The following is a 16,444-nucleotide window of genomic DNA, read 5'->3' as shown; positions in this document are numbered from 1 at the left end:
TCGTACCCAGCCTGGCGGCTTCTGTGTCACGGAACGCCGCAAAAGGCTCGACCGGCGGTGTCCTCTCCGGCGGCTGGACGGCCCTCGGGCCTACGCGGGCCGCTGCAGCACCGCCATGCTGCGACCGACCAGCGTCACCCGATCGCCCCCCGCCACCTTCGGCCCGGAGCCGGGCATGACTCCGACCGGGCGCGCCGTGTCGACCACCACCAGCCACTGCCGGCCGTGATTCACCGGAACGGAGAACTCCAGCGTCTCCGCGCTCGCGTTGAACATCAGCAGGAACGAGTCGTCGGAGATCCGTTCGCCGCGCGGCCCCGGCTCCGAGATCGCGTGACCGTTGAGGAAGACCGTCAGGGCCTTGGCGTGCGCGGCCTGCCAGTCCCGCTGCTTCATCTCGCCGCCCTCCGGTGTGAACCACGCGATGTCCGAGAGCTCGTCGTGCGTGCCCTCGACCGGACGGCCGTGGAAGAACCGGCGGCGCCGGAAGACCGGATGGTCGCGGCGCAGCCACACCATCGCCCGCGTGAACTCCAGCAGACTGCTGCCCCCGCTGTCCGCCCCGCCCCGCTCGGCGCCGTCCGCCCCCTCCTCGGCAGGCTGGTCCGGATCGGGCCAGTGCACCCACGACAACTCGCTGTCCTGGCAGTACGCGTTGTTGTTGCCCCGCTGGGTGCGCGCGAACTCGTCGCCGTGGCTCAGCATCGGCACGCCCTGCGACAGCATCAGCGTGGCGATGAAGTTCCGCATCTGCCGCGTCCGCAGGTCGAGGATCTCCGGCTCGTCGGTGTCCCCCTCCGCGCCGCAGTTCCAGGACCGGTTGTGGCTCTCGCCGTCCCGGTTGCCCTCGCCGTTCGCCTCGTTGTGCTTGTCGTTGTACGAGACCAGGTCGTGCAGCGTGAACCCGTCGTGGCAGGTGGTGAAGTTGATCGAGGCGAGCGGCCGCCGCCCGTCGTCCTGGTACAGGTCCGACGACCCGGTCAGCCGCCCCGCGAACTCCGCGAGGGTCCGCGGCTCGCCCCGCCACAGGTCCCGCACGGTGTCCCGGTACTTGCCGTTCCATTCGGTCCACAGCGGCGGGAAGTTCCCCACCTGGTAGCCGCCCTCGCCCACGTCCCACGGCTCGGCGATCAGCTTCACCTGGCTGACCACCGGGTCCTGCTGCACCAGGTCGAAGAACGACGACAGCCGGTCCACCTCGTGGAACTGCCGGGCCAGGGTCGCCGCCAGGTCGAAGCGGAAGCCGTCCACATGCATCTCGGTCACCCAGTACCGCAGCGAGTCCATGATCAGCTGGAGCACGTGGGGCGACCGCATCAGCAGGGAGTTCCCGGTCCCCGTGGTGTCCATGTAGTACCGCTGGTCGTCCGCCAGCCGGTAGTACGAGGCGTTGTCCAGGCCCCGGAAGGAGAGCGTCGGGCCCAGATGGTTGCCCTCCGCGGTGTGGTTGTAGACCACGTCGAGGATCACCTCGATGCCGGCCTGGTGCAGCGCCCGTACCGCCTGCTTGAACTCCAGCACCTGCTCGCCCCGGTCGCCCCAGGAGGCGTAGGCGTTGTGCGGGGCGAAGAAACCGATGGTGTTGTAGCCCCAGTAGTTGGCCAGCCCCGCGTCCGCCAGCCGGTGGTCCTGGGCGAACTGGTGAACCGGCATCAGTTCGATGGCCGTGACGCCCAGTTCCGTCAGATGGGCGATCACCTCCGGATGGGCCAGCCCCGCGTAAGTGCCGCGCAGCTCCTTCGGCAGCCCCGGGTGGAGCATCGTCAGGCCCTTCACATGGGCCTCGTAGATCACCGTGCGGTGGTAGTCCGTACGGGGCCGCCGGTCGTCGCCCCAGTCGAAGTACGGATTGACCACCACCGAGGTCATGGTGTGCGGCGCCGAGTCGAGATCGTTGCGCGCGTCGGGCCGGCCGAACGGATAGCCGTACACCGCCTCGCCCCACCGGATCTGCCCGGCGACGGCACGGGCGTACGGGTCGAGCAGCAGTTTGGCCGAATTGCAGCGGGCGCCGCGCTCCGGTTCGTACGGCCCGTGGACCCTGAATCCGTACCGCTGACCGGGCATCACCCCGGGCAGGTAGGCATGGCGGACGAAGGCGTCGGTCTCCCTGAGCTCCACCGCCGTCTCTGAACCGTCGTCGTGCAGCAGGCACAACTCGATTCGTCTGGCGGCCTCCGAGAAGACCGCGAAGTTGGTCCCGGCGCCGTCGTACGTGGCACCGAGGGGATACGCCTGTCCCGGCCAGACCTGCATAGGTTCGACCCTTCCACTCCTGATCCGGGTGCCTGGGGCTTACGGCTGCAAGGGCCGGTCCGACCCCTGATCCGCCCGACAGGCCCTGAGCCAGATCTTCCCCGAAAGAGGTGCGGCTACCTAGGACCGACCGGCACGTCACGCGGTCCGGTCAACTTCGGGCCTCTCCGTGTCGCCCGGAACCGGGATCCGGTCCCGGAAACCCGGCGCTCGACCGGTCCAGGGCCCCGGACGGGGTGGTCAATCACTATGAATCCTCTCACTACGGCCGATCTCGTCGCCGGGAACATGGCTGCGCCGCAGGGGAGTTGACGAAGCAGCATCTGCATCCGGCTGCACCGGCTCCCGCTCCCGGAGTACCCTTCCTTGATCGTTGGTGGGGGAGTGGAAGGCGGTGCGCGGGTGAGCTCGGGCGGATTCGAGCTGCCCCCAGGTGACCCGGGTCACGAGGGGGACTCCACCGATGTCCCGCCAGGGGCGGTATCGCTTGCGCAGCCCATGGAGATCGGCGCGGAGCTGGACTGGGGAGCGGACGCCTGGAGCGAGGTGCGTACGCGCGCGCAGCGGGCCGGACGGGCCTACATCTGGCTGAATCTCGTGGAGCAGCGGCTGCGAGCCGTGGTCGCCGCGGTGCTCCGGCCCATCTACGAGCCGGTCCACGGCGAGGACTGGGTGGTGGCCGCCGCCGGGCCCGCCGGGCAGGAGTGGGTGCAGCGCGCCGTCGCCGTGCGCGAGGTCTCGCGCCGCAAGGGCTACCTGCTGGACCCGGCCGACGACAACGTCCTCAGCTTCCTCACGCTCCCCCAGCTGCGTGAGCTGATGGTCCAGCACTGGCCGTGCTTCGAGGCATACTTCGACGACCGGCGCGAGGTGGAGCTGGCACTCGACGAGCTGGAGGTCGCCCGCAACGTGGTCTCCCGCAACCGCGCCCTGAACGAGGCGGTGCTGGCCCAGGCCGAGCGCGCCTCCGCCCGGCTCCTGGAGATCCTGGGCAGCGGCGCCGGGGTCCCGTCGGCCGACCGGCTCCCGGTCGACGCCGTCGAGGAGCTGGTCGGCGACCGGTACGCGGACGTGGTCTCCGTCCACTCCGACCGGGTGCGGCTCCAGCGCCAGCTGCCCGCCGAGGACCTCTTCGGCGGTTCGCGCCGGCTCGACGCGATCGGCATAGGGCTCAACCTGCTGGTGCAGAACTTCTCCGGCCGCAGGCTCATCCGGCTCGCCGAGTCGGGCTGCCGGGTGCGGCTGCTCTTCATCAACCCGGCGAGCAGCGCGGTCAAGCGCCGGGAGCGGGAGCTGGGCCTGAAGAAGGGCGAGCTGAGCCGGTCGGTGGAGATGAACATCCTCCACATGCGCCGGGTCCGCTCCAAGCTCCGCGATCCGGGCGCCTTCGAGATCCATGTGTTCGACGAGACCCCGCGCTTCACGGCCTATCTGGTCGACGGGGACGGGACGGACGCGGTCGGCGTCGTCCAGACCTATCTGCGGCGCGCACGCGGCATGGAGGCGCCCGTGCTGGTGCTGCGCGGCGGCGGGCGCGCCGTGGTCCGGGCGGGGCAGGACAACGAGCACGGACTCTTCGAGACATACCGCGAGGAGTTCGAGTCGGTGTGGGCGGACTCCCGGCCCGTCTCCTGAACGAGGGGCCGCGACCGCGTTGTCAGTGGCGCGTGCGAGGGTGGTCAGCACCTGGGGGAGAGCACCACGAAGGAGGTACGGGATGAGCTGGCACCGGGAGGCGCTGGTCGGCTTCGATCTGGAGACGACGGGCACGGAACCGCTGGAGGCCCGGATCGTGACAGCCGCGGTCGTCGGCGTCGGCGGCCGGCACGGGGAGCCGTTGCGGCAGCGCGCCTGGCTGGCGGATCCGGGCATCCGGATCCCCGCGCAGGCCTCGGCGATCCACGGCATCAGCAGCGAGCGGGCGGCGGCGGAGGGCCGGCCGGCGCGCGAGGTGGCCGACGAGATCGCCGACACCCTCACCGGCTACTGGCGCCGGGGCGTGCCGGTCGTCGCGTACAACGCGGCCTTCGACCTGACGCTGCTCACGGCGGAGTTGCGGCGGCACGGACTGCCGTCGCTGAGCGACCGGCTCGACGGGGCCGGGATCGGCCCCGTCATCGACCCGTACACCATCGACCGGGCCGTCGACCGCTACCGCAAGGGCAAGCGCAACCTGGAGGCGGTCTGCGTCGAGTACGGCGTGGTGCACGGCGGAGCCCATGACGCGGGGGCGGACGCGCTGGCCGCGGTCCGGGTGGCGTACGCCATAGCCGAGCGGCACGGCTCGGTGGCCGAGCTGACCGCCGCCGAGCTGCACGAGCGCCAGGTCGAGTGGTACGCGCAATGGGCGGCGGACTTCCAGCAGTTCCTGCGCCGCAAGGGGACGGCCGACGCGGTGATCGACGGCCACTGGCCGCTGCGGGAGCCGGCCGGGGCCGCCACCGGCTGACGGCCCGGCCCCGAGGCCGACTTCAGAGGGCGGTGCTCAGAACGGATACCACCGCACCGCCGTGTCGCCGTCGCGCAGTGAGGCCACCCGGCGGCGGAATTCCGCGAGCGCCTTCGGATTGGCCGGCGCGTGCTGGGACACCCACGCACAGCTGGCCGTCTCCCGGGCCCCGCGGAGCACCGCGCAGCCCTCCCACTCACGGACGTCCCAGCCGTACGCGGCGGTGAAGGCGTCGTACGCCTCGGGCGCCAGGCCGTACCGGTCCCGGGACAGCGCCAGCACCACCAGATCGTGCTCGCGCAGATCCGCGGAGAAGGTCTCCAGATCGACCAGCACCGGACCGTCCGGACCGACATGGACGTTACGGGGCAGCGCGTCGCCGTGGATCGGCCCCGGCGGCAGATGGGGGACCAGAGCGGCGGCGGCCGCCGCGAAGCCGTCGCGGCGCTCCCGCAGATAGCCGGCGTCGGCCGGGTCGATCGCATCGCCCGCGAGCCGCAGCCAGCGTTCGACCCCGCCCAGCAGTTCGCGGCGCGGGAGGGCGAGACCCTCCGGGGCGGGCAGCGCGTGCACCAGGGTGAGCAGCGGCGCCAGATCCCGCGGCTCCGGGGGGCGTACGGCATCGGGCAGCCGGTGCCAGAGGGTCACGGGGTGCCCCTCGACCAGGCGCGCCGCGGGCTCGGCGGCCCGTACGGCAGGCACGTCCGAGGCGGCCAGCCACCGGGCGACGGCCACCTCGCGTTCTGCCCGTTCCCGCAGTTCCGGGTGGCGCACGGCGTCCCGGCCGACCTTGACCACCAGGTCGCCGACGGCGAACACCGCGTTCTCACCCATCGCGAGCAGCTCCGCACCGCCGGACAGCCCGGCAGCGGTCAGCACCTCACGCGCACGCATCTCGTTCATGACCCCGATTTTCGCATCAGTGCAGGCCTGCTTGACGAACCGACGGACCGTCAGCACGATGACGGAGGCCACCTGAGCGGCCAGAACGGTATGAATCCGATCGAATGACGCAAGGGGGGCGGATTCGTGACATTAGCGAGTGCAACCGTACGTTCCGAGAGGCATGGCCCACCCGGCGGCCCGAAGGGCAGACGGTCCCCTCCGGTCAACCGGAGCGCCGGTACCTGGTTCCTGGTGCTGCCCGCGCTGATCCCGATCCTGGTCCTGAGCGTCGGCCCCCTGCTCTACGGCATCACGCTGGCCTTCACCGACGCCCAGTCCGGCCGTACCCGCTCCACCCAGTGGGTGGGCGGACTGAACTTCCAGGACCTGCTCCACGACACCCTCTTCTGGGACTCCTTCCGGATCGGCCTGGTCTGGGCGTTCGGTGTCACCGTCCCGCAGTTCGTACTGGCCCTCGGCCTCGCCCTGCTGCTCAACCAGAACCTGCGGCTGCGCTGGCTGGCACGGGCCCTGGCGATCATTCCGTGGGCGATGCCCGAGGTGGTGGTGGGCCTCATGTGGCGGCTCGTCTACAACCCGGACGCGGGCATCCTCAACGAGACCATCCGCGACCTCGGCCTCGGCGACGGCCGGGACTGGCTCACCGGGCTCGCCACCGCCCTGCCCGCCGTGATCGTCGTGGGGATCTGGTCCGGCATGCCCCAGACCACCGTCGCCCTGCTCGCGGGGCTGCAGAACACCCCGCACGAACTCCACGAGGCGGCCGCCCTGGACGGCGCCAGTGCCTGGCGCCGCTTCCGTACCGTCACCTGGCCGGTGCTCCGGCCCGTCGCGCTCTCCATCACCGCGCTCAACTTCATCTGGAACTTCAACTCCTTCGCCCTGGTCTACGTACTGACCAACGGCGGACCCGGCGGCCGCACCCGGCTGCCGATGCTCTTCGCGTACGAGGAGGCCTTCCACTACGGACAGTTCGGGTACGCGGCGGCGATGGGCTGTGTGATGGTTGCGGTGATCTCCGTGATCCTCGCCGTGTATCTCGCCGGCCGGCTCAGGGGAGGCGAGGACCGATGAGCATGCGCACCGGAAGAGCCGCACGCGCCGGACAGTACGCCGCACTCCTCGGCTACCTCGTCTTCCTGGCGTTCCCGTTCCTGTGGCTGATCTCCACCGCCTTCAAACCGGCCCGCGAACTGGGCTTGCTGCATCCCACCTGGATCCCGGAGAACCCGACGCTCGACAACTTCCGCACGGCGTTCGACGAACAGCCGCTGTTGCAGGCCGCCGCCAACTCGCTGATCGCCGCTCTCTGTGCCGCCTTCGTCGCGGTCCTCGTCGCCACGCCCATGGCGTACGTGATGGCCCGCCGCCGCTCCAAACCCTCGACGGTGGCCACCGGCTGGGTCGTGATCAGCCAGGCGTTCCCGCTCGTCCTGCTGATCATCCCGCTCTTCCTGATCCTGAAGAACCTCCATCTGATCAACACCCTGTGGGGGCTGATCATGGTGTACGTCGTCTGGGCGCTGCCCTTCGCGCTCTGGATGCTGGTCGGATACGTACGGGCCGTGCCCGCCGAGCTGGAGGAGGCCGCCTCGGTCGACGGAGCGGGCCGGCTGCGGACGCTCGTCTCGGTCACCGCCCCGCTGCTGGCACCCGGGATCGTCGCCACCGCGCTCTTCGCCTTCATCACCGCGTGGAACGAGCTCTTCTTCGCGCTCGTCCTGCTCAAGTCACCGGAGAAGCAGACCTTGCCGGTCGTACTGACCCACTTCATCGGTGCCGAGGGCGCGGCCGATCTCGGGCCGCTCGCCGCCGCCGCGTTCCTCGCCACCCTGCCCTCGCTGGTCATCTTCGCGATCATCCAGCGGCGGATCACGGGCGGCATGCTGGCCGGGGCGGTGAAGAGCTGATGCGGGCATCGCTGCGCAGGACGGCCGCCGCGGCGGCCACCGCGCTGGCCCTGCTGCTCACCGGCTGCGCCCAGACGGACGACGGCCGGGACACCGGCGGACGGATCGAGCTCAGCTTCCAGTCGCTGGCCTGGCAGAAGGAGTCCGTCGACGCCAACAAGCAGCTGGTGAAGGAGTGGAACGAGGCCCGTCCGGACATCCACGTCAGCTACGTCCAGGGCAGCTGGGACACCGTCCACGACCAGCTGCTCACCTCCTTCGAGGGCGACGAGGCGCCGGACATCATCCATGACGCCTCCGACGACCTGGCCGACTTCGCCTACAGCGGCTACCTCGCGGACCTGCGCGGGCTCCTCCCAGGCCGGCTGACCGCCGACATCCCGCAGCAGAGCTGGTCCACCACCACCTTCGGGGACGGCGTCTACGGAGTGCCGTTCCTCCAGGAGCCCCGCGTCCTGATCGCCAACACCCAGATCCTCGCGGAGTCGGGGGTCCGCATCCCGACACCCGAACACCCCTGGAGCTGGTCGGAGTTCCGGCAGGTCACCGAGGAACTGACGGTCAAGGGGCGGTACGGCATCGCCTGGCCGCTGAAGGAACCGGTCTCCGTCACGCTGAACCTCGGGCTCTCCGGCGGCGGCCGGCTCTTCCACCGCGGTGCCGACGGCAAGGTCACCATCCGCGCGGGCGAGGGCGACCGGCTCGTCCCCGGCACCATCCACGACCAGGTGAACACCGACCGCAGTGCCGCGCGCACCGCACTCGGCATGGGCGGCTCCGACACCCTTCCCGGGTTCTTCGGCGGCAAGTACGCGATGGTTCCACTGGGCTTCTCGTACCGCCAGCAGGTCGTCGAACAGGCCCCGGAGGGCTTCGAGTGGACGGTCCTGCCGGCTCCCGCGGGCAGCGCGGGCCTCGCCCAGGGGGTGAGTCCGCAGACCCTGTCCGTCTCGGAGGCCAGCCCGCACAAGAAGGAGGCCGCGCAATTCATCGACTTCCTGCTGCGGCCGCCGAACATGGTGCGGCTGGCCAAGGGCGACTGGATGCTCCCGACCGGCACCGCGGCCCTCGCCGACCCGTCCCTGCACACCGCCGAGAACGGCTGGGCGACCGGTGCGGCCGTCGCTGAGGCACTGCGGCCGGCGCCCGCCCAGTCGGTGCGGGGCTACCCGGAGTGGAAGGACAAGGTCGCCACACCGGCCCTCCAGGAGTACTACAGCGGGGCCATCGGGGCGGACGAGCTGAGGAAGCGTCTGGTGGACGACGGCAACCGGGTCCTGGCCCGCTACCAGCGCTGAGGAAACCCCGAAGCCCTCCCCGCCGGAGACCGCCCGCACCTGGGCGCGGGCGGGGAGGGCTTCGCGGTGGCCGCCGGTTCAGTTTCATGGGCCAAGCAGTGCCCGTCCCGATCGACCCGCCCATTACCGACCGGTACGTTTCTTTCGGTAAGTAACCGAAAGTATCCGGGAAATCGCACGCGGATACCGGCCTGGATTCCTTGCATTCCTCAATGTCGGCGATTCAGACATTCAATGGCGTGAATCAGTCTCTTCGGGCTCTTGTGTCCGGGCGTCCGTGCCGGTATGGATCCCACGTCGTTCCTGGTGACACGGTGTCTGATCGCGGAGTCCCCGCGTCCCTCGGAGGGTTGTAGAAAACTGAATACCCCTCCGCTTTCCTGAAAAAGAAGTCATTGACAATTCCTTTCCTGTTGGGCTTCACTCCTTTCGGCGGTGAGCGGCTCCGAATTCCCGACCCCGGGTCGGGGGTTGGTGTCGCGAACGGCTCAATCCATGCACGTCGGAATGTAAATTCAGAGTAAAAGATGGAGGTGCTGTTATGAAGTTCCTTTTCTTGCTCAAGGACAAGATGACGCCGGAGAAGAGCCTGAAGGCGTACGCCTGGTACCACTGGTACTAGGCCGACAGGCGGTCCGTCGTTTCGAGGGACACGGTCAGTCGATTCGGGCCCGTGTCCGGCCAGGCCTCATCGGCCCGCCGGGCGCGGGCCCTTCCTGCTTCTTGGAGACCACCGATGTACATGTCCGGTACCGGCAGCCGCGCCCGGGACGTCGTCTTCGCGCCGAGACTCCAGGCGCTCCTGCGAGACCACCGGGGCGAGGAGGTCTTCCGTCTCGACCCCGGCACCGTCGGTGTCGCCGGGGCCGCACTCACGGACCGGATCCTCGCCGCCAGGCCGGCCACCGAGGTCGAGCGCCCCACGTTCAAGCCGCTGCACGGACGGTCCATTCCGCGCACCGAGGCATCCACGGTCATGCAGGCCATCGGCCGGGACGTCCGGGCGGCACTGAAGAAGCCCGTCAGGGCGGTCGACCTGTCCGGTGAATGGCCGCACGTCGGCCATGTGTTCCTGCGCGATCTGGTCCTCGAAGGCGACCCGTACCGGCTGCGCATCCTCATGGACCGCGCGCTGGAGCTGACGCCCAAGCTCACCTGGACGGTCATCGCGGCCGGGGCCGCGCTGCCCGGCCGGCTCCGCCCCGGTGCACCCGTCTCGGCCATCGCGGGCCTGACCGCCGAGGCGGCGAACTACGGCGACCGTCGCTACGCGATGGGGCTCTACCGGCGGGCGGCTGCCCCGGTCTGCTTCACCGTCTCGACGCTCGTCGCCAACGCGCTCTGGCTCGGCTCGCCCTTCGACGACGACACCTCGAACCGCAACATCCTGTACGAGGCCATGCGGCTGCTCCCGCCCTCCTGGAACATCCTGCGCAGGGCGTCACCGCAGTACCCGGCCCTCGACTCCCGGATCGGGGCGGCCGACGACATCCTGCTCCTGCCGCTGCTGAGCCACCGCGACCCCGCGCTCTGGGAGGACCCCGACGAGTTCCGCCCCGAGCGCTGGGACAGCCTCGACCCCGACGACCAGCCCGGCTACCTTCCCTTCGGCCATGCCTCCGAACGCTGTTGGGGCCGGCACATGGTGATGCCACTCGCCGAGATGCTGCTCGACGTGCTGCGCGGCGACGGCCTGACGGTGAGTCCGGAGCAGACCGCGGCGAAGGTGCCGCTCGCCGGACTGATGGGGGTCGCCGACGTCCGGGTCGTCCGCCCCTGACGCCACGGCCCGACCGGCCCCGACCTCAATTTGATGACCGCGTGAGGGCTCTGTGAACACGGGGGTGGAATCCGGCCGCCGCCCCGTCCGGCCGGGCGGCCCGACGGGGGCCGTCTCCCCGCCTGTGAAGAGTGCCGGTCGGGCAGTAACCCCGGTGCCCGCGGCGGATGTTGCGGCACCGGTGCCCGACTTGGGCGCGGCTGGCCGGTTTTTTATTACGAAACTTTGTTGAGTAAGTCACAGCCGCATGAAGGTCTTGATCTGGGCGCGTCAATCGGCGAGGGTTTCGAGCCAACCCCCGGAGATCTTCCGGCCGAGGGTCAATCCCCCCACAAAGAATGACGAGGAGACCCCTCTTCATGGCAATTCACAAGCGCGCACGCCGGTTCAAGCTGACCGCGGCGATAACCGCGGTGGCCGCGGCCGCCGGAGTCACCCTGCTCAACACCTCGCTCGCCGGCGCCGCCCCCGCTCCCGCGATGGGCGTCGTCTACGGCGCCGACGCGGCGAACGCCGTCTCGGGCAGCTACATCGTCATGCTGAACGAGAAGGCCGACAAGGCGGAGCTCGCCAAGGAGTACGGCGGCAAGCTGAAGCGCAACTACAGCTCCGCCATCAACGGCTTCTCCGCCAGCGGTCTTTCGCTCACCGAGGCCAAGCGCCTGGCGGCCGACCCGGCCGTCTCCAAGGTCGTCCAGAACAAGAAGTTCCACATCGACGAGACCCAGGACAACCCGCCGTCCTGGGGCCTGGACCGGATCGACCAGACCGAGACAGCCGGCGACGACGCGTACACCTACCCGGACAGCGCGGGCGAGGGCGTCACCGCGTACGTCATCGACACCGGTGTCCGCACCACGCACACCGAGTTCGAGGGCCGGGCCAGCTCGGGCTACGACGCCGTGGACAACGACGACAGCGCCGACGACGGCAACGGCCACGGCACCCACGTGGCGGGCACCATCGCCGGTGCTACCTACGGCGTGGCCAAGAAGGCCAAGATCGTCGCCGTCCGGGTGCTCGACGACTCGGGCTCGGGCACCACCGAGCAGGTCGTCGCCGGTATCGACTGGGTCACCGAGAACCACGAGGGCCCCTCCGTCGCCAACATGAGCCTCGGCGGCGGCGCGGACGAGGCGCTCGACGCCGCGGTCCAGAAGGCCATCGCCTCCGGAGTCACCTTCGCGGTGGCCGCCGGCAACGACTCCGCCGACGCGAGCGAGAGCTCCCCGGCCCGTGTCCCCGAGGCCATCACGGTCGCCTCGTCGACAGTGGACGACGAGCAGTCGTCCTTCTCCAACTACGGCTCGATCGTGGACATCTACGCCCCGGGCTCGGACATCACCTCGTCCTGGAACGACAGCGACGACGCCTCCAACACCATCTCCGGTACGTCCATGGCGACCCCGCACGTCGTCGGCGCCGCCGCCGTCTACCTCGCCGGTCACCCGGACGCCACTCCGGAGGAGGTCGCCACCGCGCTGACCGACGGAGCCACCCCCGACGCGATCTCCAACGCGACCGAGGGCACCCCCAACAAGCTGCTCAAGGTCGTCGAGTAACCGACCCCGCAGCCGTGACCGGGCGAAGGATGCCCGGCACAACGGATTCGGCGGCCGCCGCGCCCTCCCCCACGGGGCGCGGCGGCCGCTCCGCGCGAAGAGATCGTCCTATGGTGTGCCCATGACGATGTACGCGGCGCTGTTGCGCGGGATCAATGTGAGCGGCCACAAGAGGGTTCCGATGGCCGAACTCCGCACACTGCTCACGGAACTGGGACACGGCGACGTCCGCACCCATCTGCAGAGCGGCAACGCCGTCTTCAGCAGCGCGTCGGACGACGAGAACGTCCTCGCCGCCGAACTGGAGCAGGCGATCGAGAAGCGGTTCGGTTTCCCCGTCCCCTGCCTGGTCAGGGACGGCGCCTACCTGGCGGAAGTTGCGGCGGCCTGCCCGTTCCCGGCCGCCGAACTCGAAGGCAGGCAGCTCCACATCACGTACTACGACCAGCCGGTCGACGACGACCGCTTCGCCGCGATCGACGCAGCGGCCTACCTGCCCGAGGCATTCGGCCTGGGCGACCGCGCGCTCTACCTCTACGCCCCCGACGGACTGGGCCGCTCGAAGCTCGCCGACGCGCTGTCCCGTACCTCCGTCACCAAGGGTCTCGTCGCCACCTCGCGCAACTGGAACACCGTGGAAAAGCTGGTGCGGATGACCGCACCGCCAAAGACGGCTCACGCCGGACCCGTACCCGACGGAGCCCCGGCATGACCGAACCGCCACCCGGCGTGGCCGCTGCGGTCGAGGGCGAGCTGCGCCTCCTGGACCCGGCCGTGCGCGCCTCCGCCGAACTCCTCTCCCAGGTGCTGCACCCGGACTACCGCGAGATCGACTCGTCCGGCCGGGTCTGGGACCGCGAAACCATGATCGCCTCGCTCACCGCGTCGGACGCCCCGCGCCCCGGCCAGATGACCGCGTCCCGGATGAGCGGGATCCAGCTGGCCTCCGACCTCGTCCACCTCACCTACGACACCGAGACGAAGGGACACCTGGCCCACCGCAGCTCGGTGTGGCGGCTGGCCGAAGAGGGCTGGGCGCTCTATTTCCACCAGGCGACACCCTTCGGCGACACCGCGCACACCGCGGACACCGGCCCCGACGGGGTCACGCCCTAGGACCGGACGAAGCGCTGCGCCCGCGCCGCCCACCGGCCGTCCGTGCGGGAGATCTCCACCGGATGCCCGAAACAGTCGCTGACCCGGTCCGTGGTCAGTACCTCGTCCGCCGGACCCGAGGCCAGGCACCGGCCGCCCCGCAGCAGCAGCGCATGCGTGGTGGACGCGGGCAGCTCCTCCAGGTGATGGGTGACCAGGACCGTCGCCAGCTCCGGATGCTCCACGCGCAGCACGTCCAGACTGTCGAGCAACTGCTCACGCGCCGCAAGATCCAGGCCGGTGGCCGGCTCGTCGAGCAGCAGGAGCCGCGGCTGCGGCATCAGCGCGCGGGCGATGAGCGTACGGCCCCGCTCACCCTGCGACAGCGCAGGCCAGCGCGAACCCGACTTGCCGCCCATGCCCAGCATCTTCAGCAGCCGCTCCGCCTGCTCCCGCTGCTCCTCGCTCACCGCCCGGCGCGGCACGGGCTCGACCGAGTTGGTCAGACCGGTCAGCACCACCTCGCGCACCGAGAGCGGGGAACGCAGCGGATGACGCGGATCGACATGGCCGAGCAGCGACCGCAGCTCCCGCAGATCGACCCGGCCGAGAGTGCGTCCCAGTACCTCCACCGACCCCCGGGTGGGGTGACCGACCGCGCCGAGCAGCCCCAGCAGCGTGCTCTTCCCGGCACCGTTGGCACCGAGCAGCGCCCAGTGCTCACCGCTCCGTACGGTCAGCGAGACCGAGTCGAGCAGCGTCCTGCCCTCCCGCACGAGCGAGACACCGTCGGCCCGGATCACCGGGACGGCGGGAGCGGGGGCCGGGGCGGCGGGAGCGGGGGCCGGGGCGGGAACACCGGCGACGGGGGGCGCGGTGGAACGGGGCGCGGTGGAACGGGGCGCGGTGGAACGAGGTGCGGTCACGTGCGGGTACTCCTTCATGCGGGTGCGAGCGCCTCCAGGCTGCTCAGGTCCTCGGCGGACAGCCGGATCTCCCGGGACCCCAGGTTCTCCGCCAGATGGACGGTGGAACCGGTGCCCGGAGTCGGGCACAGCACAGGGGACCGATGCAGCAGCCAGGCGAGGGCGATCTGCCCGCGGGTGGCACCGTGCCGATCGGCGACCGCGGCGAGCGCTGCGGCCGAGTCGCCGGTCAGAGCGCCGTTGGCCAGCGGGAACCAGGGCAGAAAGGCCAGGCCGTGGGCCTCGCACACCTTCAGTACCGCGTCCGACGAACGGTCGAGGAGGTTGAACCGGTTCTGCACCGAGGCGATCCCGGTCAGGGAGAGGGCCTGCTCCAGCTGGTCGGCGGTAAGGGTGTCCAGACCGATGTACCGGATCTTACCTTCCTGTCTCAGCGCATCCAGAGTGCCCAGCTGGTCGGCCATCGGTACTTCCGGGTCGAGCCGGTGCAGCTGGTAGAGGTCGATCCGGTCGGTGCGCAGCCGTCGCAGACTGGCCTCGCACATCGCCCGCAACTCCTCCGGACGCCCCGCGACGTGCCAGGCGTCGTCGCTCGTACGCACCACACCGCCCTTGGTCGCGATCACCAGCTCGTCACGGTACGGATGGAGCGCCTCGGCGACGAGCTCCTCGGCCAGCCCCGGCCCGTAGTTGTCGGCGGTGTCGACGAGCGTGACCCCCTGCTCGACGGCCGCCCGCAGCACGGCCACGGCATCCGCCCGCTCGCCGCGCGGCCCCCAGTATCCGGGGCCGGTCAGCTGAGCGGTGCCGTAGCCGAGCCGGTGTACGGGAACCTCGCCGCCGAGCAGGAACGTATCGTCGAGCGGCCGTGGCATGAAAGGCATCCCGCAATGCTAGAACCGTGCCGCGCACGGTGATCAGCCGACCAGGACACGTCCGACGGTCCGGCTCCGTGCCGGGCTGCCTCAGGTGGTGACGGTGAGGATCACCGATCCGGTCTGCTGGTGCGCCGCGTTCTCGGCGTAGACCCGGAAGTAGAACGTCCGGCCCGCGGCCAGGCGGAACGTGAACGAGCTGCCGGTCAGCAGCGGTCCCGAGGCCCGTACGAAGCACGGCCCGTCGGCTGTCGAGGGCCCGCTGCAACCTCCCTCGCGATAGCCGGTCGTCACGGTGTCGCCCGGATCCTTCGGATCCCAGCTGACGGTCACCAGCTCGGTGGCCGCGTCATAGCCGTACACCAGACCGGTCGGCGCCGGCGCCGCCGCGGTCTGCGTGATCCCGGCCGGCGCGGCGACCGCCGGGACGGCGAAAGATCCTCCCGCCGCCACCAACGCGATGGCTACCGCCGCTGCGCGGCAGACGATCCGTACGTGGTCTCGCATGTCCCCTCCAGGCCCCTGATCGATTCGACCGGCGGAACGGTACGAGCGCGAACCCGATGCCCGGATGGCGGCGGGCAGTCGGCGGGATGGCGAACAGCTGAAGCCTTGCCGCGGTACGGGCTCTCCCCGCACCGCCCGTCAAGGTCGCGTGCGCCGAGCATCCCTAACGAGGGAAGTGTGCGCGCATAACTGCCCTTTGCCAGTGCGTACGCACACGCCATCCCTACGGTCAACCGTACTGAACTCACTGCTTGCGACAGGGGGCGTACCCGCGATGGCGATGACGACGATCAAGGTGTACGGGGCCGACCAGTGCGAGCGGGTGCGAACAATCCGGTACCGAACACCGCAGTGCCGCCGGGCCGCGAACCCCGACCGGGCCGACGCGTACCGCCCGCGCTCCGGCGGGCAGGCGATATCCGCGCTCGACAGCGTGACGGAACGTCTGCACCGCGCCTGTCTCAGCCACACCCACCCGCGAGAGAGGACGGCACCATGAAGTGTGCCAAATGCGGCAACCAGATGAGTCAGAACGTCGGCGGCTGGTGGACGTGCTGGGGCTGCGGGAACACCCAGCCACCCGGATACGTGGCGGTCGACGAGGCTTGCCGGTTCGGAGGCCGACGAGAACGCGTTCTTCGAGCGTGTGCGACAGCGCACCGAGAACTCGCGGTCGCCGGAACCGGCGTGGCAACGAACTCGCTGAGCGCCCGCCGCTCGGGGCCGCTGATCACGTCGGCTCGTTTGCGGGCGGGTGCTGCCCCGTCCGCATTCGAGCCCGTCGGATTCCGGGGGCCGGTCGGGCACCGGAACACCCCCGCCGGACCGGTGCCGGACGTGTCGCCTTTCTTCAATCCTGGTGCGGGGCGCGGTCATAGCC

At 70.4% G+C, this 16,444-nt stretch carries 16 protein-coding genes; 11 read left to right on the top strand and 5 right to left on the bottom strand.

Going from position 1 to position 16,444, the window contains the following annotated elements; all coding sequences use genetic code 11:
• Positions 1 to 90: 90 nt before the first annotated feature.
• Positions 91 to 2,256 carry a glycogen debranching protein GlgX gene (gene glgX / locus ACIRJP_RS14225; protein WP_404172622.1) on the bottom strand — a complete coding sequence of 722 codons (2,166 nt, stop codon included), beginning with the start codon at positions 2,254 to 2,256 and terminating at the stop codon, positions 91 to 93.
• A 402-nt stretch (positions 2,257 to 2,658) separates the two neighbouring features.
• Between glgX and ACIRJP_RS14220 the strand changes: the two genes are divergently transcribed.
• Both ACIRJP_RS14220 and ACIRJP_RS14215 read left to right on the top strand, forming a co-directional pair.
• Positions 2,659 to 3,891 (top strand): SAV2148 family HEPN domain-containing protein, encoded by a 1,233-nt coding sequence (locus ACIRJP_RS14220; protein WP_266729035.1) that lies wholly within the window; start codon positions 2,659 to 2,661, stop codon positions 3,889 to 3,891.
• 82 nt (positions 3,892 to 3,973) lie between these two features.
• Positions 3,974 to 4,705, top strand: coding sequence for a 3'-5' exonuclease (locus tag ACIRJP_RS14215; protein ID WP_404172619.1), 732 nt, complete (start codon positions 3,974 to 3,976; stop codon positions 4,703 to 4,705).
• Positions 4,706 to 4,741: 36 nt separating this feature from the next.
• Here the strand turns inward: ACIRJP_RS14215 and ACIRJP_RS14210 are convergent, their stop codons facing one another.
• Positions 4,742 to 5,608, bottom strand: coding sequence for an aminoglycoside phosphotransferase family protein (locus ACIRJP_RS14210; protein WP_351252657.1), 867 nt, complete (start codon positions 5,606 to 5,608; stop codon positions 4,742 to 4,744).
• Between the two features lie 126 nt (positions 5,609 to 5,734).
• Here ACIRJP_RS14210 and ACIRJP_RS14205 point away from each other — a divergent pair, with 126 nt between their 5' ends.
• From ACIRJP_RS14205 to ACIRJP_RS14170, 8 genes are all read left to right on the top strand, one after another.
• The gene (locus ACIRJP_RS14205; protein WP_404172616.1) at positions 5,735 to 6,685 is read left to right on the top strand and encodes a carbohydrate ABC transporter permease; all 951 of its coding nucleotides are present in this window, start codon (positions 5,735 to 5,737) and stop codon (positions 6,683 to 6,685) included.
• Positions 6,682 to 7,521, top strand: a complete 840-nt coding sequence (locus ACIRJP_RS14200; RefSeq protein WP_404172613.1) for a carbohydrate ABC transporter permease — start codon at positions 6,682 to 6,684, stop codon at positions 7,519 to 7,521. The genes ACIRJP_RS14205 and ACIRJP_RS14200 overlap by 4 nt, the downstream gene beginning before the upstream one ends.
• Entirely contained in the window at positions 7,521 to 8,819 is a 1,299-nt protein-coding gene (locus tag ACIRJP_RS14195; protein ID WP_404172611.1) for an ABC transporter substrate-binding protein, read from the top strand. Before ACIRJP_RS14200 ends, ACIRJP_RS14195 begins: the two co-directional genes overlap by 1 nt.
• Positions 8,820 to 9,360: 541 nt before the next feature.
• Entirely contained in the window at positions 9,361 to 9,441 is an 81-nt protein-coding gene (locus tag ACIRJP_RS14190) for a tryptorubin family RiPP precursor (protein WP_350985409.1), read from the top strand.
• A 114-nt stretch (positions 9,442 to 9,555) separates the two neighbouring features.
• The gene (locus ACIRJP_RS14185) at positions 9,556 to 10,599 is read left to right on the top strand and encodes a cytochrome P450 (RefSeq protein ID WP_404172608.1); all 1,044 of its coding nucleotides are present in this window, start codon (positions 9,556 to 9,558) and stop codon (positions 10,597 to 10,599) included.
• Between the two features lie 359 nt (positions 10,600 to 10,958).
• Complete coding sequence (locus ACIRJP_RS14180; protein WP_404172605.1) at positions 10,959 to 12,161, top strand: S8 family serine peptidase; 1,203 nt, start codon at positions 10,959 to 10,961, stop codon at positions 12,159 to 12,161.
• A 121-nt stretch (positions 12,162 to 12,282) separates the two neighbouring features.
• On the top strand, positions 12,283 to 12,873 hold the full coding sequence (locus ACIRJP_RS14175) for a DUF1697 domain-containing protein (RefSeq protein ID WP_404172602.1): 591 nt from the start codon (positions 12,283 to 12,285) through the stop codon (positions 12,871 to 12,873).
• The gene (locus tag ACIRJP_RS14170; RefSeq protein ID WP_404172599.1) at positions 12,870 to 13,277 is read left to right on the top strand and encodes a DUF4440 domain-containing protein; all 408 of its coding nucleotides are present in this window, start codon (positions 12,870 to 12,872) and stop codon (positions 13,275 to 13,277) included. The genes ACIRJP_RS14175 and ACIRJP_RS14170 overlap by 4 nt, the downstream gene beginning before the upstream one ends.
• On the opposite strand, the gene ACIRJP_RS14165 is transcribed toward ACIRJP_RS14170, so the two are convergent.
• The 3 genes from ACIRJP_RS14165 to ACIRJP_RS14155 all read right to left on the bottom strand — a co-directional run bounded on the left by ACIRJP_RS14165 (position 13,274) and on the right by ACIRJP_RS14155 (position 15,564).
• Positions 13,274 to 14,059, bottom strand: a complete 786-nt coding sequence (locus tag ACIRJP_RS14165; protein ID WP_404172867.1) for an ABC transporter ATP-binding protein — start codon at positions 14,057 to 14,059, stop codon at positions 13,274 to 13,276. The genes ACIRJP_RS14170 and ACIRJP_RS14165 overlap by 4 nt on opposite strands.
• Before the next feature lie 137 nt (positions 14,060 to 14,196).
• Positions 14,197 to 15,066: an aldo/keto reductase gene (locus ACIRJP_RS14160; protein ID WP_404172596.1), complete on the bottom strand. Its 870-nt coding sequence runs from the start codon at positions 15,064 to 15,066 to the stop codon at positions 14,197 to 14,199.
• An 81-nt stretch (positions 15,067 to 15,147) separates the two neighbouring features.
• Positions 15,148 to 15,564 (bottom strand): fibronectin type III domain-containing protein, encoded by a 417-nt coding sequence (locus ACIRJP_RS14155; RefSeq protein ID WP_404172593.1) that lies wholly within the window; start codon positions 15,562 to 15,564, stop codon positions 15,148 to 15,150.
• 274 nt (positions 15,565 to 15,838) lie between these two features.
• On the opposite strand from ACIRJP_RS14155, the gene ACIRJP_RS14150 reads away from it, so the two are divergent.
• Positions 15,839 to 16,063: a hypothetical protein gene (locus tag ACIRJP_RS14150; RefSeq protein ID WP_404172590.1), complete on the top strand. Its 225-nt coding sequence runs from the start codon at positions 15,839 to 15,841 to the stop codon at positions 16,061 to 16,063.
• Positions 16,064 to 16,444: the final 381 nt, after the last annotated feature.

Origin of the sequence: Streptomyces sp. NPDC102437 (assembly GCF_044765565.1) — a bacterium.
GTDB lineage: Bacteria > Actinomycetota > Actinomycetes > Streptomycetales > Streptomycetaceae > Streptomyces.
The sequence above is the reverse complement of the archived record's forward strand: the minus strand, read 5'-3'. Positions and strand labels throughout refer to the sequence as shown.

What these genes read in the sequence shown, in the direction of transcription:
- ACIRJP_RS14155 (WP_404172593.1), bottom strand. Translation starts at nt 15,564, where the DNA reads ATGCGAGACCACGTACGGATCGTCTGCCGCGCAGCGGCGGTAGCCATC.
- ACIRJP_RS14170 (WP_404172599.1), top strand. Translation starts at nt 12,870, where the DNA reads ATGACCGAACCGCCACCCGGCGTGGCCGCTGCGGTCGAGGGCGAGCTG.
- ACIRJP_RS14160 (WP_404172596.1), bottom strand. Translation starts at nt 15,066, where the DNA reads ATGCCTTTCATGCCACGGCCGCTCGACGATACGTTCCTGCTCGGCGGC.
- ACIRJP_RS14175 (WP_404172602.1), top strand. Translation starts at nt 12,283, where the DNA reads ATGACGATGTACGCGGCGCTGTTGCGCGGGATCAATGTGAGCGGCCAC.
- glgX (WP_404172622.1), bottom strand. Translation starts at nt 2,256, where the DNA reads ATGCAGGTCTGGCCGGGACAGGCGTATCCCCTCGGTGCCACGTACGAC.
- ACIRJP_RS14180 (WP_404172605.1), top strand. Translation starts at nt 10,959, where the DNA reads ATGGCAATTCACAAGCGCGCACGCCGGTTCAAGCTGACCGCGGCGATA.
- ACIRJP_RS14210 (WP_351252657.1), bottom strand. Translation starts at nt 5,608, where the DNA reads ATGAACGAGATGCGTGCGCGTGAGGTGCTGACCGCTGCCGGGCTGTCC.
- ACIRJP_RS14200 (WP_404172613.1), top strand. Translation starts at nt 6,682, where the DNA reads ATGAGCATGCGCACCGGAAGAGCCGCACGCGCCGGACAGTACGCCGCA.
- ACIRJP_RS14150 (WP_404172590.1), top strand. Translation starts at nt 15,839, where the DNA reads ATGGCGATGACGACGATCAAGGTGTACGGGGCCGACCAGTGCGAGCGG.
- ACIRJP_RS14215 (WP_404172619.1), top strand. Translation starts at nt 3,974, where the DNA reads ATGAGCTGGCACCGGGAGGCGCTGGTCGGCTTCGATCTGGAGACGACG.
- ACIRJP_RS14190 (WP_350985409.1), top strand. Translation starts at nt 9,361, where the DNA reads ATGAAGTTCCTTTTCTTGCTCAAGGACAAGATGACGCCGGAGAAGAGC.
- ACIRJP_RS14195 (WP_404172611.1), top strand. Translation starts at nt 7,521, where the DNA reads ATGCGGGCATCGCTGCGCAGGACGGCCGCCGCGGCGGCCACCGCGCTG.
- ACIRJP_RS14185 (WP_404172608.1), top strand. Translation starts at nt 9,556, where the DNA reads ATGTACATGTCCGGTACCGGCAGCCGCGCCCGGGACGTCGTCTTCGCG.